Source organism: Planomonospora antibiotica, from assembly GCF_014647955.1.
GTDB lineage: Bacteria > Actinomycetota > Actinomycetes > Streptosporangiales > Streptosporangiaceae > Planomonospora > Planomonospora parontospora.
Genome location: NZ_BMQE01000012.1, coordinates 132,959 through 155,462, shown reverse-complemented (window position 1 = coordinate 155,462; position 22,504 = coordinate 132,959). Strand labels below are relative to the sequence as shown.

Below are 22,504 nucleotides of genomic sequence, written 5' to 3'. Positions count from 1 at the left end.
CGGATCCCGTCAGCCCACCCCCTCCGGGCGGTGGCACGCCACCCAGTGGTCCTCGCCGATCCGGCGCATGACCGGTTCGGCGGCCGCGCACTCCGGCGCGGCCTTGGGGCAGCGGGTGCGGAAGCGGCACCCGCTGGGCGGCGTCACCGGCGACGGCGGCTCACCGCTGATCAGCCGCTCCGCCGGGGGCAGGCCGAGCCCGCCGCGCGGGATGGAGGCCAGCAGCGCCCGGGTGTAGGGGTGGGCGGGGCGCTCCACCAGGGCGTCGCCGGAGGCCAGCTCGCAGGTCTTGCCGAGGTACATCACCAGGATGCGGTCGCTGACGTTCCTGACGACGGCCAGGTCGTGGGCGATGAACACCAGCGTCAGCCGGTAGCGCTCCTTGAGCCGCTCCAGCAGGGTCAGGATCTGCGCCTGCACCGAGACGTCCAGCGCGGAGACCGGCTCGTCGCAGATCACCACCTCGGGGTCGAGCACCAGCGCCCGTGCGATGGAGACGCGCTGGCACTGCCCGCCGGAGAACTCGTGCGGCCGGCGGACGGCGGCGGTGGCCGGGTCGAGCCCGACCGCCGCGAGCATCTCGTCGACCCGGTCGGCGCCCGAGCCCCAGATCCGGGGGCCCTCGGCGACGATGTCGCGGACCCTGCGGCGGGGGTTCAGCGAGGAGACCGGATCCTGGAAGATCATCTGGAGCCGTCTGCGGGTCGCGCGCAGCGCCTCACCGCGCAGGGCGGTGAGCTCCACCCCGTCCAGCCGTACCGAGCCGCGGCGCGGCGGGGGCAGCTGCATGAGCGCCCGCGCGGTCGTGGACTTGCCGCAGCCGGACTCGCCCACGATGCCGAGGGTCTCGCCGCGGGCCACGTCGAAGCTCACCCCGGAGACGGCGTGCACGCTCCGCCCGCCCCCGGCGGGGAACTCCACGAACAGGTCCTCCACCCGGAGCACCACCTCGCCTGCGGGACGGAGGTGGGCGGTTCCGCTACCTGCCACGGCTGTCGGCTCCTTCGCTGAAGTCGCTGCGGCCACCGGGGCCGCCGATGCCTTCGGCGTCCTGGACGCCATCGGGGTCACCGGGGCCGCTGTCGTCGGCGGTGCCGCCGGAAGCCTGCGCCCCGATGCCCCGGGGGTACCAGCAGGCGTAGAGATGACCGGGCGTCCCGGCATGGAACAGCGGCGGCTCCTCGGCCGCGCACCGCGGCCGAGCGTGGGGGCAGCGCGGCTGGAACGAGCAGCCCGGCGGCGGGTCGGCCAGGTCCGGCGGGTGTCCCGCGATCACCCGGAGCGGGTGGTGGGCGGGGTCGGTCAGCTTCGGCACCGCCGCCAGCAGCGCCTCCGTGTACGGCATGCGGGCCCGCTCGAACAGCGCGGCGGCGGGCCCCCGTTCGACGACCCTGCCCGCGTACATGACGGCGACCTCGTCGGCGTGCTCCGCCACCACGGACAGGTCGTGGCTGACCAGCACCACGGCCATGTCGTTCTCCTCGCGCAGCCGCCGGATCAGCCGGAGCACCTGGTCCTGGACGGTGACGTCGAGCGCGGTGGTCGGCTCGTCGGCGAAGAGCACGTCCGGCCCGCAGGCCAGCGCCATCGCGATCGTCACCCGCTGCCGCATCCCGCCGGAGAGCTGGTGCGGGTAGCGGCGCATCACCCGCGCGGGCTCGGGGATGCCGACCGAGGCGAGCAGTTCCGTGCCGCGCGCCCAGGCGGCCTTGGCGCCCGTGCCGAGGTGGACGCGGAGCGGTTCGGAGACCTGCACGCCGATCCGGCGGACCGGGTTGAGCGCCGTCATCGGGTCCTGGAAGACCGAGCCGAACCGGGTGCCGAGGACCCGGCGCATCTCCTCGTCGCCCAGGCCGGTGATGTCGTTCCCGTCCAGATAGACCCTGCCGCCGCGCGACGCCCCGGTGCCGGGCACCAGGCCCAGGATGGAGCGGATCAGCATGGACTTGCCGGAGCCGGACTCGCCGACGACGGCCAGGGTCCGGCCGCGCCGCAGGGTGAGGGAGACGCCGTCGACGGCCCGGACGGTGCCGCGCGGGGTCGGCAGGTGCGTGCGCAGGCCGGCGACCTGGAGCAGCACGCCGGGCTCCACCCGGTGCGGCTCGGTCCCCTGCGGGGCGGCGGCGCCCCCGAGGACCTCGGGGTCCGCCCGGTTCCCGGGGTCCGTGAGGTCCCGGCGGGGCCGTACCGGGGCCAGGCCGCTCTGCCGGACGTCGGTGAGCGCCCGCAGCCGGTCGCCGACCAGGTTGGCGGAGAGCACGGTCAGGAACATGACGCACGAGGGGAGGAGCACCGCGTGCGGTGCGGTCTCCATGACGGGGCGGCCCTCGTTGATCAGACCGCCCCAGGTGGGGGTGGGCGCCTGGACGGACAGGCCGAGGAAGGCCAGCCCGCCCTCGGCGACGATGGTGACGGCCATGCCGACGAAGGCGTAGGAGGCGGCGGGCAGCGCCACGTTGGGCGCGATCTCGCGCCACAGGACGCTCCGGTCGCGGGCTCCCAGGGCACGGGCCGCGGTGACGAACTCCCGCTCGGCGAAGACCATGGTCGTGCCCCGGACGAGCCGGACCCACGCCGGGACGCCGAGCACGCCGAGCACGGCGAGCACGTTGACCAGGCTCGCCCCCGTGAACGCCACCACGGCCAGCGCGAACACCATCGCGGGGAAGGCGAGCGCGACGTCGTTGGCGCCCATGATGACGGCATCGGTCCTGCGCCTGCGGTACCCGGCCAGGACGCCGAGGGGGGCGCCGACCGCCAGGCCGAGCAGCACCGCGCCGACGCCCACGCCGAGGGAGACGCGGGCGCCGTGGGCGACCCGGCTCAGCAGGTCGCGGCCGAGCGCGTCGGTGCCGAACGGGTGCTCCGCGCTCGGGCCGGACCGGGGCGGACCGGCGAGGGTCTCGTCGTAGCGGGGCAGCGGGAGCAGGTCCGCCGCCGCCGCGACGGCGACGACCAGCGCCAGCCAGCCCGCCGCGAGCCAGAACGCCGGGCCCGGGCGCCGCAGGGGCCCCGGGCGTCCCGGCGGCCTACGCACGCCGGATCCTGGGGTCGACGGCGGTGTAGGCGAGGTCCACCGCGAAGTTGACGAGCACGTAGCCGACCGAGATCAGCACCACGCCTCCCTGCACTGCCAGATAGTCACGGGCGAAGATGGAGTCCACGACGAACCGGCCGACGCCGGGCAGGCCGAAGAGCGTCTCGACGATCACCGCTCCGCCGATCATCGCCCCCAGGTTGAGCCCGATGGCGGTGACCAGGGAGACGGCCGAGGGGCGCAGCGCGTGCCGCCACAGGATGCGGCGCGGGGACAGGCCGCGGGCGCGGGCCAGCGTGATGTGGTCCTCCTGGAGGGTGGCGATCAGGTCGGTGCGCAGCAGCCGGGAGTAGACGGCCGTCTCCGGCAGGGCGATGGTGACCGCGGGCAGCAGCACCGAGGTCAGGTTCCAGCCGAGGTCCAGCGAGATCGGCGTCCAGCCGGTCGCCGGGAGCAGTCTCAGCCGGATCGCGAACACGAAGATCAGCAGTACGCCGAGCACGAACACCGGGGTGGACAGCAGCCCGAAGCAGATCGCCGTCAGCGCGTGGTCCAGCGGCCCGCCCGGCCGCCGGGCGGCGGCGACCGCCGCCGGCACGGCGACGCCGAGCGCGACCAGCTGCGCGGCGGCCAGCAGCTCCAGGGTGACCGGGAGCCGGTCGGCCAGCGACTCCAGGACGGGGACGCCGGTGATGTAGGAGGTGCCGAAGTCGCCGGTGAGCAGACCGCCGAGCCAGGAGCCGTACCGGACGAGCAGCGGGTCGTCGAGGCCGAGCTCCCGGCGGAGCCGCTCGTGCGCCTCCGGGGTCGCAGCCCCGCCCAGGATCTGCCCGACCGGGTCGCCGGGGAGCAGGCTGAGCAGGGCGTACGACAGGAAGGTGACGACGAGCAGCACCACCAGGAGGCGGACCGCCCGGAACGCCGCGGTCATGACCGGCTGAGCCAGACGGAGCCGAACGGGTGGTAGGGCGTCGGCTGGCCGGTCAGCGGCAGTCCGGGCGAGCCGTCGGGCAGGGTGTGCTCGCCGATGCCGCGGACCCTGCTCCTGGCGATGACCGCCCCGGTGCTGAGGTGGTCGACGAAGATGTACGGCACCAGCTCGCGCAGCCGTTTCTGCACGGTGGCGTAGGCCCGCCTGCGCACGTCCGGCTGCGGGTTGGCCCGGCCGGTGTCGAAGGCGGTGCTGAGCTCGGCGTCCCTGATCCGGGAGACGTTGATGGAGATGTCGCCGACCGGGCGGGCGTAGTTCTGGTGCAGGTAGATGTACTCCCCGTCGGGGTCCTGCGCGCTGAAGCCCACCGTGAGCATGGCGTTGAAGGCGCCGGTGACGGCGCTGGCGACCATGTCGGCCTGGTCGGCCTGCTTGACGGCGACGTCCACGCCGGCCCTGCGCCACATGTCCTGGGCGAGCTCGACGCCCTGCAGGCTGTTGGGGTCGGGCGTGGTGTGCAGGGTGAAGGAGACGGGCCCCTTCTCCGCCTCGACCTCCTTGATCAGCGCGGCCGCCCTGGCCGGGTCGTAGGCGGGGTAGTCGCCGCCCGGGGCGTACCACTCCGACTCCTTCGACCAGGGGCCGTCGGCCGGCTCGGTCAGGCCGGCGCGCAGGGTGGTGGAGAAGGCCTTGCGGTCGAGGGCGTGCCCGAGGGCCCGGCGGACCCGCAGGTCGTCGAGGGGGGCGACGGCGGTGTTCAGCACGAAGGAGTATTCGGGGACGGCCATGCCGGCGGCCCGGTGGACCGTGTAGGCGTCCTTCAGCGCGCCGAACCTGGTGATGTCGTCGTCGCGGGTGGTGCCCATGGCGTCGATCCCGCCCGCCTCCAGGGTCTGGGCCCGGGTCTGGCTGTCGGGCAGGATCCGGAACTCGATCTCGTCGAGGTACGGCAGGCCCTTGCGCCAGTAGCCCGGGTTCCTGGTCACCACCATGCGGCTGCCCGGCTGGTACTCCTTGAACAGGAACGGGCCCGTCCCCACCGGCTTCCTGGAGGCGCCCTCCGGGTCGGCGAGCGACGCCCTGGGGACCATCATGCCGATCTGCGAGGCGAGGTAGTTGGGGAAGGCGACCCAGGGCCCCCGGAGCCTGATCTTCACCGTCATCGGGTCGACGGTCTCGACGGACTCCACCGGGGCGAAGACCGCGCTGGTGAGCCGGGAGGCCTTCTGCGCCTCCAGGTTGGCCCTGACCACCTCGGCGTCGAGCGGCTCGCCGTTGGAGAAGGCGATCCCCGGGCGCACCTTGACGGTCCACTCGTCGGCGTCCGCGCTGGGGGTCACGGACTCGGCCAGGTAGGGCTTCCACTCGCCTTTCGCGTCCATGCTCACGAGCGGTTCGATGATCGTCGTGGCCATGCTGTAGGTCTGCGAGGCGAAGGAGTCGGCCGTGGGGTCGAACCCTCCGGCGTCGGCGCTGAGTCCGTAGACCAGCCGCCCGCCCGGCACCGGGGAGGCTCCGGGGGCCCGTGAGGCTCCCGGCGGCCCCGTCTCCGCGGTGGGGCGCTCCCCGCTGCACGCGACCAGCCCCAGTGGGACGAGCGACGCCAGCGAGACCGCCGCGATCCTCAGACGTTTCACACGTTCTCCTCCCGGTAGCCCCCGAGAGCAATTTCACCGATAGTACTATCGGTGGAAAATCGCACAAGGCCTTCGCGCCGTCCGTTCGCGCCGCCGGCTCCGGAGAAGCCGCAGGTAGAGTTGTCGGCGGATCGGGGAGGGCATCACGGAGCAGGAGACGGGGTGGCAGTGGCCGACGCACCGCTGAGCCGCAGTGAGGCCAAGGACCTCACCCGGCGCCGCCTGATCCGCGCGGGCTTCGCCATCCTCGACGCCGAGGGCGAGGCGGGGCTGACCACCGTCAAGGTCGCCCGGGCGGCGGGCATCGCCCAGTCGAGCTTCTACGTGCACTTCAAGGACCGGCAGGACCTGCTGCGGGCGCTCGGCGAGCAGGCGGGCGAGCGGCTGCGGGAGGCGATGCGCGAGGCGCGGATGCGGTCGCGGGAGGCCCCCGACGACAGGGAACGGCTCCGCGACGCCTTCCGGCTCCCGCTGGAGGCCATCTGCCGTCACCCCGAGCTGTTCCGCATCGGCCTGCGCGCCCGGCACGACCCGGCGTCCCCGTTGCGGGAGTACGCCCTGGCGACCGCGGCCGCCTACCGCGCCCACTTCGTCGCGGACCTGACGGCCATGGGCTTCCCGGTCGCCGACGAGGGCGACCGGCGCCGCCTGGAGATGATCGCCGACGGGGTCGGCGCGCTGACCAACGCGATGGCCCTCGGCCATCTGGAGGGGCGCTACCCCGACCTGGAGGAGGCCGTCGACGTCCTGGTGACCTTCTCCCGGGGCTACCTGCGGCTGCTGCGGCCGCCGCACCGGCCGTTCAATGGGGTCTAGGGGCGGTGCCCGGGCGGGCGAACGCATACTATCCCCTGCATGACCGTCCCACCTGAGGAGCTCCGGCCGGCCGCGGACCTCCCGCCGCCCACCCGCGACGAGTGGCGGGAGCTGGCGCTCGGGGTCCTGCGCAAGTCGGGGGTGCAGGCGTCCTCCCCGGAGGAGGCGCTGGCCTCGACGACCTACGACGGCGTGACCGTCGCGCCCCTGTACGACGCCGCCGACCTGCCCGGCGACCCCGGCCTGCCGGGGGCCGCCCCCTACCTGCGGGGCGCCCGCCCGGTGCGCGGCGGCTGGGACGTCCGGCAGCGGCACGAGGCCGCCGACCCCGAGGCGGTCCTGGCCGACCTGGAGAACGGCGTCACCTCCCTCTGGCTGGCCCTGGCCCCCGAGGACCTGCCGCGGGTGCTGGAGCGGGTCCACCTGGAGCTGATCTCGGTCGTCCTGGAGGCGGGCGAGCGGACCGGCGAGGCGGCCGAGGCGCTGCTGGCGATCGCGGCCCGGCGGGCGGAGCCGGCGGGTTCCGGGGCCGCCGGGCTCACCGGGAACCTCGGCGCCGACCCGCTGGGCCTGCGCGCCCGTACGGGGAGCACGGCGCACACGGGGACGGGCACCGCGACGGGCGCCCGGACGGACGCCGTGACGGACACGGCGATGGAGGAGGCCGTCGCGCTGGCCCGCCGGTGCGCCGCGGACCTCCCCGGACTGCGGGCGCTGGTGGTGGACGCGACGCCGTACCACGACGCGGGCGGCGGCGACGCCGAGGAGCTGGGCTGCTCGCTGGCGACCGGGGTGGCCTACCTGCGGGCGCTGACCGGCGGCGGGCTGGGCCTGGAGCAGGCGTTCGGGCAGCTGGAGTTCCGCTACGCGGCCACCGCCGACCAGTTCCTCACCGTCGCCAAGTTCCGCGCCGCCCGGCGCCTGTGGGCACGGGTGGCCGAGGCGTGCGGGGCGGGCCCCGAGCCCGATCCGGCGGACCCGGGGCGCGCCCTGGCCGCGCAGCTGCAGCACGCGGTCACCTCCTCGGCGATGATGACCGCCCGCGATCCGTGGGTGAACATGCTCCGCACCACCCTGGCCTGCTTCGCCGCCGGGATCGGCGGCGCCGACGCGGTGACCGTGCAGCCGTTCGACGCCCGGCTGGGCCTGCCCGACGCCTTCTCCCGCCGCATCGCGCGCAACACCCACGCGCTGCTGGTCGAGGAGGCGCACGTGGCCCGGGTGACCGACCCGGCCGGCGGCTCCTTCTACGCCGAGCGGCTCACCGCCGACCTGGCGGAGCGGGCCTGGGCGTGGTTCCAGGAGATCGAGCGCGCCGGCGGCATGGCCCGGGCGTTGGAATCGGGCCTGGTCGCCGGCCGGCTGGCCGCGACCCGGGAGCGGCGCGCGGCGAACATCGCCCGCCGCCGGGACCCGATCACCGGCGTCAGCGAGTTCCCGAACCTGGACGAGCGGCTCCCGGAGCGGACGCCCCGGCCCGCCGCACCCGGAACGCCCCGGCCCGCCGCGCCCGGGACGGCCGGAGCCGCCGCGCCCGGGACGGCCGCGCCGGCCGGGGCCGCCGGTGCGGAGGGCCTGCCGGTCGTGCACCACGCCCGGGAGTTCGAGGCGCTGCGCGACCTGGCCGACGCCCAGGAGACCCGCCCGGCCGTCTTCCTGGCCACGATCGGCCCGGTCGCCGCGCACACCGCGCGTGCCTCGTTCGCCGCCAACCTGTTCCAGGCGGGCGGCCTGGCCACCGTCGCCTGCGGACCGCTGACCGACCCCGGTGAGATCGCCGCCGCGTTCACCGCGAGCGGCGCGCGGGTCGCCTGCCTGTGCTCCGGCGACAAGCTGTACGGCGAGCACGCCGAGGCGGTCGCCGCCGCGCTGGCCGGGGCCGGGGCGAAGCGGATCTGGCTGGCGGGCAGGGGGGACCACCCGAACGTGGACGGCAACGTGTACGCCGGGTGCGACGCCCTCGCCGTGCTCCGCGAGACCTTCGGCGACCTGGGGGTGGGCCGGACCGCTCCGGACGGCCCGGCCGGCCCCGGCGGCCCGGGGACGGACCCGGCCGCCGGCGGCGGTCCCGTGACGGCTCTCGACGAGAAGGGAGAGGCCCGATGACGATTCCCGACTTCTCGCAGATCGAGCTGGCGGGCGGGGCCGCGGCGCAGGCCGGGCCGGACCCGGCCGCCTGGGCGGAGGCCGTACGCCGGGCGACCGGGCAGGAGCCCGCCGACCTGGTGTGGGAGACCCCGGAGGGCATCACGGTCAAACCGCTCTACACCGCCGCCGACACCGCCGGCCTGGACTTCCCGCACACCTACCCGGGGATCGCGCCGTACCTGCGCGGGCCGTACCCGACGATGTACGTCAACCAGCCGTGGACCGTCCGGCAGTACGCCGGGTTCTCCACCGCCGAGGAGTCCAACGCGTTCTACCGGCGCAACCTGGCCGCCGGGCAGAAGGGCCTGTCGGTCGCCTTCGACCTGGCCACCCACCGGGGATACGACTCCGACCACCCGCGGGTGGCCGGCGACGTCGGCATGGCGGGCGTGGCGATCGACTCGATCTACGACATGCGGCAGCTGTTCGACGGGATCCCGCTGGACCGGATGAGCGTGTCGATGACCATGAACGGCGCGGTGCTGCCGATCCTGGCGCTGTACATCGTGGCCGCCGAGGAGCAGGGGGTGGAGCCCGGGCAGCTGGCCGGGACCATCCAGAACGACATCCTCAAGGAGTTCATGGTCCGCAACACCTACATCTACCCGCCGGCGCCGTCGATGCGGATCATCTCCGACATCTTCGCCTACACCAGCGAGCGGATGCCGAAGTTCAACTCGATCTCGATCTCCGGCTACCACATCCAGGAGGCCGGGGCCACCTGCGACCTGGAGCTGGCCTACACCCTCGCCGACGGCGTCGAGTACCTGCGCGCCGGGGTGGCGGCCGGGCTGGACGTCGACCGGTTCGCGCCGCGGCTGTCGTTCTTCTGGTGCATCGGGATGAACTTCTTCATGGAGGTCGCCAAGCTGCGGGCCGCCCGGCTGCTCTGGGCGCGGCTGGTGGCCGGCTTCGGCGCGAAGAACCCCAAGTCGCTGTCCCTGCGCACCCACTCGCAGACCTCGGGCTGGTCGCTGACCGCCCAGGACGTGTTCAACAACGTCGTGCGCACCTGCGTGGAGGCGATGGCCGCCACCCAGGGCCACACCCAGTCGCTGCACACCAACGCGCTGGACGAGGCGCTGGCCCTGCCGAGCGACTTCTCCGCGCGGATCGCCCGCAACACCCAGCTGCTGCTGCAGCAGGAGTCGGGCACCTGCCGGGTGATCGACCCGTGGGGCGGCTCCTACTACGTCGAGCGGCTCACCTGCGAGCTGGCCGAGCGGGCGTGGGCGCACATCCAGGAGGTCGAGGCGGCCGGGGGCATGGCCAGGGCGATCGACGCCGGGCTGCCCAAGCTCCGCATCGAGGAGGCCGCGGCCCGCACCCAGGCGCGCATCGACTCCGGGCGGCAGCCGGTCATCGGCGTCAACAAGTACCGCCCGGACGCCGACGAGCCCATCGAGGTGCTCAAGGTCGACAACACCGCCGTGCGGGCCAGCCAGCTGGAGAAGCTGCGCAGGCTGCGCGCCGAGCGCGACCCGCGGGCGGTCGAGGACGCGCTGGCGGCGCTCACGGCGGGCGCGGCGGGGGACGCCAACCTGCTGGAGCTGGCGGTGGCGGCGGCGCGGGCCAAGGCGACGGTCGGGGAGATCTCGGATGCGCTGGAGAAGGTCTTCGGCCGCCACGCCGGGCAGATCCGCACGATCTCCGGGGTGTACCGCGAGGAGGTGGGCTCGGGGGTGGAGGCGGTGCGCGCCGCGTGCGCGCGGTTCGAGAAGGCCGAGGGACGGCGGCCGCGCATCCTGGTCGCCAAGATGGGCCAGGACGGCCACGACCGCGGGCAGAAGGTGATCGCCACCGCCTTCGCCGACCTCGGTTTCGACGTGGACGTCGGCCCGCTGTTCCAGACGCCCGAGGAGGTGGCCCGCCAGGCGGTCGAGGCCGACGTGCACGTGGTCGGCGTCTCCTCGCTGGCGGCCGGGCACCTGACGCTGGTGCCCGCCCTGCGCCGGGCCCTGGCCGACCTGGACGCCGAGGACGTCATGATCGTCGTGGGGGGCGTCATCCCGCCCGGCGACTTCGAGGAGCTGCGGGCCGCCGGCGCCTCGGCGATCTTCCCGCCGGGCACCGTCATCGCCGACGCGGCGCTGACCCTGCTGGAGGACCTGTCGGCCCGGCTCGGCCATGCGTCTTGACGACTACCTCCACGGGGTGCGGTCCGGTTCGCGCCGCTGGATCGGCCGGGCCGTCACCCTCGTGGAGTCCACCCGGGCCGACCACCGGGAGCTGGCGCAGCGGCTGCTGGTCGAGCTGACCCCGCTGGCCGGCAGGGCCCGCAGGATCGGCGTCTCCGGGGTGCCCGGCGTCGGCAAGTCCACCTTCATCGACGCGCTCGGCACCCACCTGACCGGGCTGGGCCACCGGGTGGCGGTGCTCGCCGTCGACCCGTCGTCCACCCGGACCGGCGGGAGCGTGCTCGGCGACAAGACGCGGATGGCCCGGCTGGCCGCCGACGAGAACGCCTTCATCCGCCCCTCGCCCACCTCCGGGACCCTGGGCGGGGTGGCCAAGGCGACCCGCGAGGCCATGGTCGTCGTCGAGGCGGCCGGCTACGACGTCGTGCTCGTGGAGACCGTGGGGGTCGGGCAGTCGGAGACCGCCGTCGCCGACATGGTGGACACCTTCCTGCTGCTGGCGCTCGCCAGGACCGGGGACCAGCTCCAGGGCATCAAGAAGGGCGTGCTGGAGCTGGCCGACGTGATCGCGGTCAACAAGGCCGACGGCCCGCACGAGCAGGACGCCCGCAGGGCCGCCAGGGAGCTGGCCGGGGCGCTGCGGCTGCTCCGCACCGAGCGCACGGTCCCCGTGCTGACCTGCAGCGGGCTGACCGGGACCGGCCTCGCGGAGCTCTGGCGGCAGCTGGCCGCCCACCGGGACGCCCTGGAGGCGTCGGGCGAGCTCGCCGACCGGCGGCGGCGCCAGCAGGTCGGCTGGACCTGGGCCCTGGTCACCGACCGCCTCCTGCGGAGGCTGCACGACCACCCGGGCGTGGCGGCGGTCGCGGGAGAGGTGGAGCGCGGGGTCCTGGACGGCTCCCTCACCCCGGCGCTGGCCGCCGACCGCATCCTCGGGGCCTTCGCGGAGGACGGCCCCCGGCCCCGACCGTGCGGAGATCCTCACCCTGCGTGACGTGCGGAGGCCGGGGCGGGCCGTCAATTAAGGCGTTTCGGGTAACTCGCGGTTAAAGTTGCGGTTCTTCCGGTTTGGGGAGATTTCGGGGCAGAGGCGAGCTTGATCAATGGTAGTCGATCATGTGATACTTCGTCCCGAGAATTACGAATGTCGTGATGCGATCCGCTTTGAATGTGTAGCGCCTGAAAGAAGGTGAACGGCGAGACAGGCGCGGGCCGGGTCCGATCCGTGTCCGTGCAGAGAGCGCCGGGCACCGACCGCCGTCTCCGCATCTGCTGTCGCCGTACCGCTGGACACCGCGGACCCGCATCGCGCAGGTGGGAGACAGGCAGTGCCGATCGACGTGGACACCGGGCCTTCCCGGCGGGTGAGGTCCGTTCCGGTGCGCCGGGCGCTGCCGAGGCTGGTGCGCGACCCGGTGAGCGCTCTCGCCGAGTTCGCGCGGGAGGCCGGGGGAGAGGTCGTCCGGCTGCACCTGGGCCCGTTCCGGCCGTACCTGGTCACCCATCCGGACCACGTCCAGCAGGTGCTCCGCACGGAGTGGACGAACTACCAGCGTCAGGGCGTGTTCTGGAAACCCCTGGGGCGCATGCTGGGCAGCAGCATCCTCGGTGAGGGCGAGCCCTGGAAGTCCAGCAGGAAGGCGCTGCAGCCCCTCTTCACCTCCCGGTACGTCGCCGAGATCGCCGGCGAGATGGCCGCGACGATCAACGAGCGGGTCGGGGAGCTGGCCGGGTACGCCCGTGGCGGCCGACCGATCGACGCCGCCCGGGAGATGAAGGACATCGTGAACCAGGCCGTCGTCCGGGTGCTCTTCGGAGACAAGATCAGCCGCGAGGACGGGGAGCGCCTCGCGCCGGCCTACGACACCGCGGCGGGTTCGATCGGCCTCCGGTTGCTCATGCCGTTCGTCCCCTACTCGGTGCGCGTACCCGGCGACCGCGCCTTCATGGAGGCCGTCAGGACGGTCGATGACGTGGTGTTCCCGTTGATCCGCGAGGCGCGGGCCGACCCCGGTGACGGGACGGACGTCATCTCCGCTCTGTGCCGGGACCGCGGTAAGGAGGTCGACGACCGGCAGATCCGCGACGACCTGGTCAGCGTGTACGGCGCGGCGTCGGAGACCACGGCGATGACCCTCACCTGGCTGTGGCCGCTGCTGGACGCCCACCCGGAGGTGGCGGCGAAGCTGCGCCGGGAGATCGAGGACGTGGTCGGCGCGGGACCCGTCGCGCCGGCGCACGTTCCCGGCCTGGGCTACACGCGGATGGTCCTGCAGGAACTCATGCGGCTGTACCCGGCGGGCTGGATCTTCCCGAGGATGGCCATGGAGGACGGGGTGATCGGCGGAGTGCGGATCAGAGCGGGTTCACAGCTGCTGATCACGCCCTACGCCACCCACCGGCTGGACGGGTTCTGGGAGCGGCCGCTGGAGTTCGATCCTGATCGGTTCCTGCCCGGGAAGCAGGAGCGCAGACACCGGTACGCCTACTTCCCCTTCGGCGGCGGCCCGCACCAGTGCCTGGGGCAGCACCTGTTCTATGTCGAGGCGCCTCTCCTGGTGGCCGCCGTCCTGAGCCGGTTCCGCACCGCGGTGCGGAGTCCGGGGCCGTTCACTCCGGCCAGGAGCGCCTCCCTCCGTCCCGAGCAGAAGATCGAGCTGGACCTGACCGAGGTCGTCCCCGTCCGGAGAGCGTCGTGACGGCGGCCCGCCCCGGCCTCGCGGACCGGGTGGCGGCCGCGGAGAGCGGGACGGTCTGCGCCGTCGCGGGACGGTCCCAGCGGGAGATGAACGAATGGGCGCAGGTCTATCCAGGCCTGTTCTCCGCCAGGCCGTTCGACGCCGCCCTGTACAGCACGCTCTCGCTCGCCATGGCCTTCAGCGGGCCGTGGTTCACCGCCGGGCAGCTGCGCATGGCGAACAAGGCCTCCCTGTGGGCGTTCGGGCTGGACTGGCTCGTCGACTACGTCGCCACCTCGCCGCAGGAGGTCGAGGAGATCGCCCGGCGGTGCCTGGAGGTGGCCGCTGGAGCCCCGCCGGCCGACGGCGACGACCTGGCCCGCATGCTCGCCGACATCCGGGACGAGCTCGCCTCCTCCTCCGCCTTCCCCGAGCTCGGACCGGTCTGGCGGGACGAGCTGGAGCGGATGCTGGACGGGATGCTCGCCGAGTGGCGCTGGAAGGCGGACAAGACCGTCCCGACGTTCGAGGAGTACCTGGGCAACGCCGGCAACCTCGGTTTCTCCTTCGTGTTCGCCGCCCACTGGATCCACGTCTCGGACCGGGACGCGGTCGCGGACGTCGACCGGGTGCGGGAGGCGAGCCACGCCGTGCAGCGGGTCATCCGCCTCCTCAACGACCTGGGGACCTACGAGCGGGACGTCGCGTGGGGCGACCTGAACGCCCTGCTGCTCGACGTCACCCGCGCCGAGGTGGAGCGGCGGGTGGCCGAGCTCGCGGCGCGGAGCCGGGAGCTGGTCGAGCCGCTGCGGGACGCCCAGCCGGAGCTGGCGGGCTACCTGGAGCGGCAGATGGACTTCTGCGCCGGGTTCTACCGGGTCGGTGACTACTGGGGGACCCTTTGAGCGTCAGCGTGAACGTCGGTACGGTCCTCCGTCCGGAAGCGGGCGGGAGCGGCGACGCACCCGATCCGGCCGCCGGAGCCCGCGAGCTGGTCGCCGGTCTCCTGGCCCGGCCGTGGGGGCAGGTGTCCCCGTCGGTCTACGAGACAGGGCGCGTGGTGAGCCTCGCCCCCTGGCTGACCGGTCACGCCGAGCGGGTCGGCTTCCTGCTCGGCGCCCAGCGGGCGGACGGCGGCTGGGGCCGCCCCGAGGGCGGGTACGCGCTCGTCCCGACGCTGAGCGCGGCCGAGGCGCTCCTGGCGGAGCTGCGGCGCCCGTCCCCCTGCGCGGACCCGGTCGTGCTGGCCGGGGCCGTCCGCCGGGGGCTGGAGGCGGCCCGGCGCTGGTCGGGCCCGGATGGACCGCCGCTGCCCGACATGCCGGCGATCGAGCTGATCGTTCCGTCCCTGGTCTCCCTGATCGACGGGCACCTGGCCGACGGGCGTCTGGAAGACGGGTGCCCTGGCGCGCATTCGCAGAACGGGGCCCCGGACCGGGCGGACCCGGCCGGCGGGGGCCCGGGTCTTCCGGCGGGCATGGACGGCTCCAGGCTCTCCGCGGTCCGGGCCTGGCTGGAGGCGGGCGGGCGGGTCCCGCGCAAGCTGGTCCACGCGCTGGAGGTCGCGGGTCCCGCGGCGGCCGCCGCGGAGATCGTCCCGACACCGGTGAGCCCGGGTGTGGCGTCCGTCGGGGCCTCGCCCGCGGCCGGTGCGGCGTGGCTGGGCGCGGTGCGGGCCTCTGACGACCCGGGGCGGCTCCGCGCCGCGGCCGGGGTGCGGCGCTACCTGGAGGCGGTCGTGCACGGCTCCGGCGGGCCGGTGCCGTGCGCGATCCCCGTCACCGTGTTCGAGCGGGGCTGGACGCTGAGCTGGCTGCGCCGGGCCGGCGTGCCGGTGGACGTCCCGGCGGAGCTGGCGGCGAGTCTGCGGGAAGGGCTGGGCCCGGAGGGCGTCGCCGCCGGGCCGGGCCTCCCGCAGGACGCGGACACCACCTCCGTCGCGCTGTACGCGCTGGCGCTGCTCGGCGAGCCGCGCGAGCCGGACGGGCTCTGGCCGTACGAACTGGAAGCCCACTTCTGCACCTGGCAGGGGGAGGAGGGCTTCTCCCCGACCACGAACGCGCACGTGCTCGACGCCTTCGGCGCCTACCTGCGCGCGACCGCCCGCACCCCCGTCGCCGGAGGCGCCGCGTCCTCCGTGTCCTCCGTGTCCTCCGTGTCCTCCGTGTCCTCCGAGACCCCTTTCCCCGCGTCGGCGCCCCCGGCTCCGGCGGGCCATCCGGCGGCACGTTACGCGGCCGCGGCGCGGAAGGTGTCGGCACGGCTGCGCGGCTGCCAGAGCGAGGAGGGGAGCTGGCTGGACCGCTGGCACGCCTCGCCGTACTACGCCACGGCCTGCTGCGCGCTCGCGTTGCACGAGTTCGGCGGCGCGGGGTCGGCGCGGGCGGTGGACCGGGCCGTGCGCTGGGTGCTGGCCGGCCAGCGCGCGGACGGGTCCTGGGGGCGGTGGGAGGGCACGGCCGAGGAGACCGCCTACGCACTGCAGACCCTCCTGCTGACCCTCCCGGAGCGCGGGGGCGCGCCCGCGGAGACGGCGGAGGCGGTGGCGCGCGGCCGCCGCTTCCTGGCGGACGCCGCAGAAGGGGGGGAGGGGCCGCGGCTCTGGCACGACAAGGACCTGTACTTCCCCGCCGCGATCGTCCGGGCGGCCGTCCTGGGGGCGCTGCACCTCGCCGACGGGTTCCTGGCTTCGGGACGGACCTCTGCAAGGCGGTCATGACAGCTGTTATGGTTTATATTTACTGGCGGCAGTTAGGGCTCTAAAAGGGACAGACGGTTACATGTGGCCGGGGCTGCCTTGAGTGTAATTACCGGCGTTGCTAGGGTTCGGCGGGTGCGATGGGCTGTGCCCCGCCACTTCGGTCTTGTGGCCTCTGTGGATTCACGCGTCTATCGCCGTGAAATTTAATGCTATTTCTTTTCATTTTCCCAGGGTGGTGTCATGCGCTTGCGCAATGCGCGTCTGCGGACCAAGGTCACGGCGCTGCTGATGTCGCTCGCGGCCCTCTGGGCGTTCACCGCGTGGGTCACCGTCCGTGACGGTCTGAACATGCTGGGCGTGGCGACGCTGAACTCCGGTGTGGCCGAGCCGAGTGAGCGGCTCCTGGTCGAGTTGCAGGCCGAGCGGCGGCTCACGGTGACCCTGCTGGGAGCCTCCGGCGAGGACGCCCGGCAGCGCGAGGCGCTGATGGCCCAGCGCAAGCGGACCGACGAGGCCGGGGCGAACCTGCGTGAGCGCTCGTCCTCCGCCGACGTGGGACTGGCGGCGAGCGAAGAGCTCGTCCGGCGTATCGACGGGGTCCTCCGGCGGCTGGACGGTCTGGGCGCCGCCCGTCAGGCGATCGACGACAGCCGCCTGGACCGGCTCCGGAGCGCGGAGGCGTTCACCGGCGTCATCGACGCACTCCGGCGTGTCTACGACGCCATGGCGGTCCTGGACGACGAGGAGATCGCCAAGACCACCCGTACGCTCATCGACCTGACCGATGCCGCGGAGATCCTGGCCCAGGAGGACGCCCTGGCCGCGGGCGCTCTGACGGCGGGGCGGTTCACCGACGGCGAGCGTGTCCTGTTCACGCAGATCGTCGGCACCCAGCGTTTCCTCACCGCCCAGGCGGTGGCCGAGTCGCCCGCCGCCGTCCAGGAGGAGTACGGCCGGCTGACCCGCGGCGAGGATTTCATCCGGTTGCGCGCGATGGAGGACCTGCTGCTCCAGGGCCGGGCGGCGGGCCGGGTCGACGCCGGGCAGTGGACGGCCTCCGCGCAGCGTGTTCAGGCGGAACTGTGGCAGATCGTGCTGAGGGCCGGTGACAGGCTGGTCGAGCAGTCCACCCCGGTCGCCGCCGGCGTCATCGTACGGCTCGCGCTCGCCGGCGGCCTGGGACTCATCGCCGTCATCGCCTCAGTGGTCCTGTCCATCACCACGGCCCGCGCCCTGATCCAGCAGCTCGAGAAGCTGCGGGTCGCAGCCTGGGAGCTGGCCGACAAGCGGCTGCCCGGCGTGGTGGACCGGATCGGCCACGGTGAGGAGGTGGACATCGCGGCCGAGGCCCCGCCGCTGCAGTTCGGCGACGACCAGATCGGGCAGGTCGGCCAGGCGTTCAACGCCGTCCAGCGGACCGCGATCAAGGTCGCGGTCGAGCAGGCCCAGCTCCGCCGCGACATCGCCGACATCCTGCGCAACCTCGCCCGCCGGACCCAGGGCCTCGTGCACCGCCAGCTGACCGTCCTGGACACCATGGAACGGCGCGAGCAGGACCCGCAGGAACTGCGCGACCTGTTCCGGCTGGACCACCTGGCGACCCGCATGCGCCGCTACGCGGAGAACCTCCTCGTCCTGGCCGGGGCCGCCCCCGGCCGCGCCTGGCGGGACCCGGTGCCCATGCTCGACGTGGTGCGCGGAGCGCTGGCGGAGATCGAGGACTACACCCGGGTCGACGTGCTCCCGATGGGGGAGGCGTCGCTGGACGGGCGGGCCGTCGGCGACGTGATCCACCTCGTGGCCGAGCTGGTCGAGAACGCGGCCTCCTTCTCCCCGCCCTACACGACGGTGAAGGTCGTCGGGCACAGCGTGGCTCACGGCTACGCCATCGAGATCGAGGACCGGGGCCTGGGCATGAGCGAGGAGGACATCGCCTCCGCCAACGAGCGGATCGCCAACCCGCCCGAGCTCAAGCTGGCGGGCAACGCCCGGCTGGGCCTGTACGTCGTCAGCAGGCTCGCCGAGCGGCACGGCGTCCGGGTGACGTTCAAGGCCTCGCCGTACGGCGGCACCACCGTCGTGGTGCTGATCCCGCAGGGGCTCGTCGTCCAGGGCGCGGGCTCCGAGGACTCCGGCGGCGTGAGCGTCCCGGCGGCCCGCACCGGGGCCGTCCCGGCGACCCGGGCGGAGGCCGAGGGACGCGTGTCGGTCCCCGGGCGGGCGGAGGCCGAGGGACGCGTGTCGGTCCCCGGGCGGGCGGAGGCCGGCGCGGACGCCGCCGTCTCCGGTTCCTCCTCGCCCTCCATCCTGCCGCCGCCCGACACCAGCCACACCCCGGGCGGCCTGCCGCGCCGGGTCCCCCAGACCCACCTCGCCGTGCCGCTGCGCGAGGACGACCCGCTCCCGGAGCCGGAGCCGCCCGCGGAGGACGGCGAGCGTTCCCCCGAGGAGATCCGCGCCGCCTTCTCCTCCTTCCAGGCGGGAACGCGCCGGGGCCGGTCCGACGCCGCGCAGCTGCTCACCGGGGACGGAGGATCCGCGGACGGCGGCAGGCCGTCCGCGTGACCCCAGCGACGACCGTGATCCACGCGTGCCCGCGGGCGCCGGAGGCCGGAGCCCGAACGGCGAAGAGAGGACGACAAGTGGTGCAGGGAACAGGATCCGTCACCGACCTGGCCTGGTTGCTGGACGACCTGGTCACACGCGTGGCCGAAGCGGAGAACGGCATCGTCTTCTCCACCGACGGGCTGCTCATGGCCGCCTCGGCGGGGCTGAGCCCGGCCGACGCCGAGCACCTGGCCGCCGTGGGGTCGGCGATCCAGAGCCTGGGCAGGGGGGTCAGCGACCGGGTCGGCGGCGGAGCGGTGCGCCAGACCATCATCGAGATGCGCTCGGCCTACCTCGTCGTCTCCGCGGCCGGGCAGGGCGCCTGCCTGGCGGTGCTCTGCACGCACGAGGCCGACGTCGGCCTGGTCGCCTACGAGATGGCCATGCTCGTCACCCGCGTCGGGCAGTACCTCACCTCGCCCGCCCGGACGGCGGGTGCCCCGGCCAAGGGCGACGCGGCCGGATGAGTTCCCGCGACGAGCATCCCGACGTCCAGTGGGTCGACGAGGAGGCGGGCCCGATCGTCCGGCCGTACGTCCTCACCCGGGGCCGGACCGAACCGGCCCGCGGCCGGTTCGACCTCATCACGCTGGCGGTGACCCTCCGGCCCGTCACGCCGGGGGAGACGGAACTCGGGCCGGAGTGCCTGGCCATCGCGCGGCTCTGCGCCCAGCCGCAGTCGGTGGCGGAGATCACCGCGCACGTCAACCTGCCCGCGGGCACCGTCCGCGTGCTGCTCAGCGACCTGCTCGACCAGGGTTACATCACCCTGCAGGAACCCCAGACGGAGACGGACATGAACGACGAGAGGCTGTATCAGGCGGTGCTGGATGGACTCCGTGCGCTCTAGCCGCGACGCCGGGCGGGCCGTGCTGCCCAGGGCGATCAAGATCCTGGTCGCGGGCGGGTTCGGAGCGGGCAAGACCACCCTGGTCGGCGCCGTCTCCGAGATCGAGCCGCTGCGCACCGAGGAGACGCTGACCGACCGCGGGGTCGGGATCGACGACCTGTCCGGCGTGGAGGGCAAGGGCACCACGACCGTCGCGATGGACTTCGGCCGCATCACCATCGGCGACGCCTACCGGCTCTACCTGTTCGGCACCCCCGGCCAGGAGCGGTTCTGGTTCCTCTGGGACGAGCTGGCGCTCGGCGCGATGGGCGCGGTCGTGCTGGCCGACACGCGCAGGCTGGCCGACTGCTTCCCGTCGCTGGACTACTTCGAGCGGCGGGACACGCCCTTCATCGTCGCGGTGAACTGCTTCGACGGCGCCCGCCGCTACGACCTGGACGAGGTGCGGCTCGGGCTGACCCTCCCCGAGGACGTCCCGATCGTGCTCGGGGACGCGCGCAGGCGGCAGTCGGGCAAGGAGATCCTGATCACCCTGGTGGAGCACGCGATGAAGGTCCGCCTCGGCCGGGCCGCGGATCCGGGGAGGCTGGAGACCACCCGGTAGAGAAATATGTCCACCCGAGTAGGGATAAATCATCTCATCGGAAGGACGCGTTCCTGGCGGTCCGTGCGCGCCGTGCCACGATTGCGGCGATCATGACGAGCCCGCCCGAGGAGCATGCATGTGCGACGATCCCGCTCTCCCCCCGGCGGTGGCCGGGGCGCTGGACGACTACCGGACGCTGCTGGCCGAGCACGGGGTCACCTGGGGCGAGGACCCGATCTTCTACGTCAAGTCGATGGCCGCCGACGCCTACCTGATGGGGCCGCGCGACTTCTGGGGCGTCTGCCACCGGAAGGTCGCCGAGCGCCACCCGGACGCCGACCCCCGGGACCTGGAGGACCACCTCGTCGAGCTCGACATGGCCGAGGTGGTCAGGGACGTCCTCGCCGGAGAGGTGCTGGAGAACCTGGCGGTGCTCCGCCTCACCGGCGACGGGGCGGTGCTGGAGGCGAAGACGCAGGCCGTACTGGACGGGCGGCCCCTGGAGACGACCCTGCTCGTCGACTCCGCCCGCACCGGGCCCGCGACCGTGCTGGTGGACGGCCGCGCACACGAGATCACCCCGCGCGGCGCGCTGCTGGTCCGGATCACCTCCGGCAGCGAGGTCGCCGCCGACGGGTCGAGGATCGATCTGGCCCCGCTGACCCGCCCCGCAGCCGCCGCCCGCCTGCGGGTGCGCGCGGGCATGCCGTGCCGGTGGAGCGTGTACGGCGAGCACGGCCAGGGCTGGTACCCGGCCGGCGCCCCGCACCGCCGCGACGCCCACGTGCGCCCCTACTTCCACGGCGACGACCTGGTGCTCGACGTCCCCGCCGAGCCGCTCACCGTCCGGGTGGCCCGCGGCATGGAGTACGGCTCCGCGGAGGCGGCGGTCACCCCGGTCGCGGGGGAGGAGACGCTGGTCGAACTGGTCCCCGGGCGGCTCCACGACGCGGCGGCCCGGGGCTGGTACGGCGGGGACATGCACGTCCACCTCAACTGGGCCGGGGACATGGTCGGCACCCCCGGCCTGGCCGCGGCCATGCAGCACGGCGAGGACCTGCACGTGCTCAACCTGGTCGCCGGGAACGTCTCCTCGACGCGGGTCTACGACGCCGAGGCACTGGAGCACTGGGCGGGCAAGGACCTGCCGTGGTCGGACGCCACCCACCTGGCCCGGCTCGGCGTCGAGTACCGCAACGACCTGCTCGGTCACTTCTACGCCTTCGCCCCGGCCGCGCCGCCCTCCCGCTTCCACACCGGCTTCCTCGGCACCGCCGACTGGCCGCCCAACAGCACGGCCTGCGAGGAGCTGCGGGCGCTGGGCGCGGTCACCGGCTACAGCCACCCCTTCCACACCCCGGTCTCCGAGACCGACGGCCCGCAGGCGGTCCTGCACCGGCGGCGCAACTGCTCCTCGCGGGAGATCGTCGCCGACGCGGCGCTCGGCCTGGTCGACGCCCTCGACGTGCTCAACCACTCCTCGGTCGAGGCGACCGCCCTCGTCTACCGGCGCCTGCTCGGAGCCGGCAACCGGCTGGCGGTCACCGCCGGGACCGACTCCATGCTCTCCTTCGCCCGCCGGGGCTGCCAGTCCAGCCCGCCGGGCTGGGCACGGGTGTACGCCCGGGTGGAGGGGGCGCTCACCGCGGAGTCGTTCGCCGAGGCGATCCGGTGGGGCCGTACCTTCGGCACCACCGGACCGTGGCTGGAGCTGTCGGTGGACGGGCACGGGCCGGGCGACACCCTGGACCTGCGACCGGGAGCCCGGGTGACGGTGACGGCCAGGGCGGTCGGCCCGGAGGTGGAGCGGCTGGAGATCCGCACCGCCGACGGGGTGGTCGCCGCGGGACCCGGCGGCGGTGTGACCGTCGCGGGTTCCGTCGGTGCTGTGACCGTCGCGGGTTCCGTCGGTGCTGTGACCGTCGCGGGTTCCGCCGGTGGTGTCACCGCCGCGGGGCCGGGCGGCGGGCCGGGTGGTGCGCCGGTCACCGAGGTGACCGCGGAGCTGGTCGTGGACGAGCCGACGTACGTGGTCGCGGTCGCCTCCGGCGGGCCGCACGAGCGCAGCTTCCACCCCGTCGGCGTGTACGCGCACACCAGCCCGGTCCACCTCGACGCGGACGGCCGCCGGGTGGCCCGCCCCGAGGACGTCCGCTGGTGCCTGGAGTGGCTGGACGGACTGGAGGCGATGGTCCGCGAGGAGGGCCGCTTCGAGACCGCCGGGCAGCTCGCCGACCACCTGGCCCTGTACGACCGGGCCCGCGCGGTGTACCGGAGCCGGCTGCGCTGACCCCGCCCGGCCGGTTCCGGGGCCGCGTCCGGCCGGTTCCGGGGCCGCGTCCGGTCCGTTCCGGGCCGCGTCCGGTCCCTCCCGG

General features: G+C 74.2%; 16 protein-coding genes. 12 read left to right on the top strand and 4 right to left on the bottom strand.

Annotated elements, in window-relative coordinates; translation table 11 throughout:
- Nucleotides 1-9: 9 nt before the first annotated feature.
- The 4 genes from IEZ06_RS14370 to IEZ06_RS14355 are packed head-to-tail and all read right to left on the bottom strand — an operon-like array spanning nt 10 to nt 5,605.
- On the bottom strand, nt 10-990 hold the full coding sequence (locus IEZ06_RS14370) for an ABC transporter ATP-binding protein (RefSeq protein ID WP_189237175.1): 981 nt from the start codon (nt 988-990) through the stop codon (nt 10-12).
- A complete protein-coding gene (locus IEZ06_RS14365) occupies nt 980-3,037 on the bottom strand; it encodes a dipeptide/oligopeptide/nickel ABC transporter permease/ATP-binding protein (RefSeq protein WP_189237174.1) in 2,058 nt (685 codons plus the stop codon). Before IEZ06_RS14365 ends, IEZ06_RS14370 begins: the two co-directional genes overlap by 11 nt.
- The gene (locus IEZ06_RS14360) at nt 3,030-3,968 is read right to left on the bottom strand and encodes an ABC transporter permease (protein ID WP_189237173.1); all 939 of its coding nucleotides are present in this window, start codon (nt 3,966-3,968) and stop codon (nt 3,030-3,032) included. The genes IEZ06_RS14365 and IEZ06_RS14360 overlap by 8 nt, the downstream gene beginning before the upstream one ends.
- Nucleotides 3,965-5,605 carry an ABC transporter substrate-binding protein gene (locus IEZ06_RS14355; protein WP_189237172.1) on the bottom strand — a complete coding sequence of 547 codons (1,641 nt, stop codon included), beginning with the start codon at nt 5,603-5,605 and terminating at the stop codon, nt 3,965-3,967. The genes IEZ06_RS14360 and IEZ06_RS14355 overlap by 4 nt, the downstream gene beginning before the upstream one ends.
- A 162-nt stretch (nt 5,606-5,767) precedes the next feature.
- Between IEZ06_RS14355 and IEZ06_RS14350 the strand changes: the two genes are divergently transcribed.
- The 12 genes from IEZ06_RS14350 to IEZ06_RS14295 all read left to right on the top strand — a co-directional run bounded on the left by IEZ06_RS14350 (nt 5,768) and on the right by IEZ06_RS14295 (nt 22,419).
- Nucleotides 5,768-6,421, top strand: coding sequence for a TetR family transcriptional regulator (locus IEZ06_RS14350; RefSeq protein WP_189237171.1), 654 nt, complete (start codon nt 5,768-5,770; stop codon nt 6,419-6,421).
- 39 nt (nt 6,422-6,460) lie between these two features.
- Entirely contained in the window at nt 6,461-8,527 is a 2,067-nt protein-coding gene (locus tag IEZ06_RS14345) for a methylmalonyl-CoA mutase family protein (protein WP_189237170.1), read from the top strand.
- Nucleotides 8,524-10,707 (top strand): methylmalonyl-CoA mutase, encoded by a 2,184-nt coding sequence (gene scpA / locus IEZ06_RS14340; protein ID WP_189237169.1) that lies wholly within the window; start codon nt 8,524-8,526, stop codon nt 10,705-10,707. Before IEZ06_RS14345 ends, scpA begins: the two co-directional genes overlap by 4 nt.
- The gene (gene meaB, locus IEZ06_RS14335) at nt 10,697-11,701 is read left to right on the top strand and encodes a methylmalonyl Co-A mutase-associated GTPase MeaB (protein WP_189237168.1); all 1,005 of its coding nucleotides are present in this window, start codon (nt 10,697-10,699) and stop codon (nt 11,699-11,701) included. Before scpA ends, meaB begins: the two co-directional genes overlap by 11 nt.
- Nucleotides 11,702-12,035: 334 nt before the next feature.
- Complete coding sequence (locus tag IEZ06_RS14330; RefSeq protein ID WP_189237167.1) at nt 12,036-13,406, top strand: cytochrome P450; 1,371 nt, start codon at nt 12,036-12,038, stop codon at nt 13,404-13,406.
- Nucleotides 13,403-14,290 (top strand): terpene synthase family protein, encoded by an 888-nt coding sequence (locus tag IEZ06_RS14325; RefSeq protein ID WP_229798123.1) that lies wholly within the window; start codon nt 13,403-13,405, stop codon nt 14,288-14,290. Before IEZ06_RS14330 ends, IEZ06_RS14325 begins: the two co-directional genes overlap by 4 nt.
- An 8-nt stretch (nt 14,291-14,298) precedes the next feature.
- Nucleotides 14,299-16,104: a prenyltransferase/squalene oxidase repeat-containing protein gene (locus IEZ06_RS14320; protein ID WP_189237166.1), complete on the top strand. Its 1,806-nt coding sequence runs from the start codon at nt 14,299-14,301 to the stop codon at nt 16,102-16,104.
- A gap of 222 nt (nt 16,105-16,326) precedes the next feature.
- Nucleotides 16,327-18,651, top strand: coding sequence for a sensor histidine kinase (locus IEZ06_RS14315; protein WP_189237165.1), 2,325 nt, complete (start codon nt 16,327-16,329; stop codon nt 18,649-18,651).
- 77 nt (nt 18,652-18,728) lie between these two features.
- Complete coding sequence (locus IEZ06_RS14310) at nt 18,729-19,160, top strand: roadblock/LC7 domain-containing protein (protein WP_068893998.1); 432 nt, start codon at nt 18,729-18,731, stop codon at nt 19,158-19,160.
- Nucleotides 19,157-19,543: a DUF742 domain-containing protein gene (locus tag IEZ06_RS14305; RefSeq protein ID WP_189237164.1), complete on the top strand. Its 387-nt coding sequence runs from the start codon at nt 19,157-19,159 to the stop codon at nt 19,541-19,543. The genes IEZ06_RS14310 and IEZ06_RS14305 overlap by 4 nt, the downstream gene beginning before the upstream one ends.
- Nucleotides 19,524-20,147 (top strand): GTP-binding protein, encoded by a 624-nt coding sequence (locus IEZ06_RS14300; protein WP_189237163.1) that lies wholly within the window; start codon nt 19,524-19,526, stop codon nt 20,145-20,147. Before IEZ06_RS14305 ends, IEZ06_RS14300 begins: the two co-directional genes overlap by 20 nt.
- A gap of 118 nt (nt 20,148-20,265) precedes the next feature.
- Nucleotides 20,266-22,419, top strand: coding sequence for a CehA/McbA family metallohydrolase (locus IEZ06_RS14295; protein ID WP_189237162.1), 2,154 nt, complete (start codon nt 20,266-20,268; stop codon nt 22,417-22,419).
- Nucleotides 22,420-22,504 lie beyond the last annotated feature (85 nt).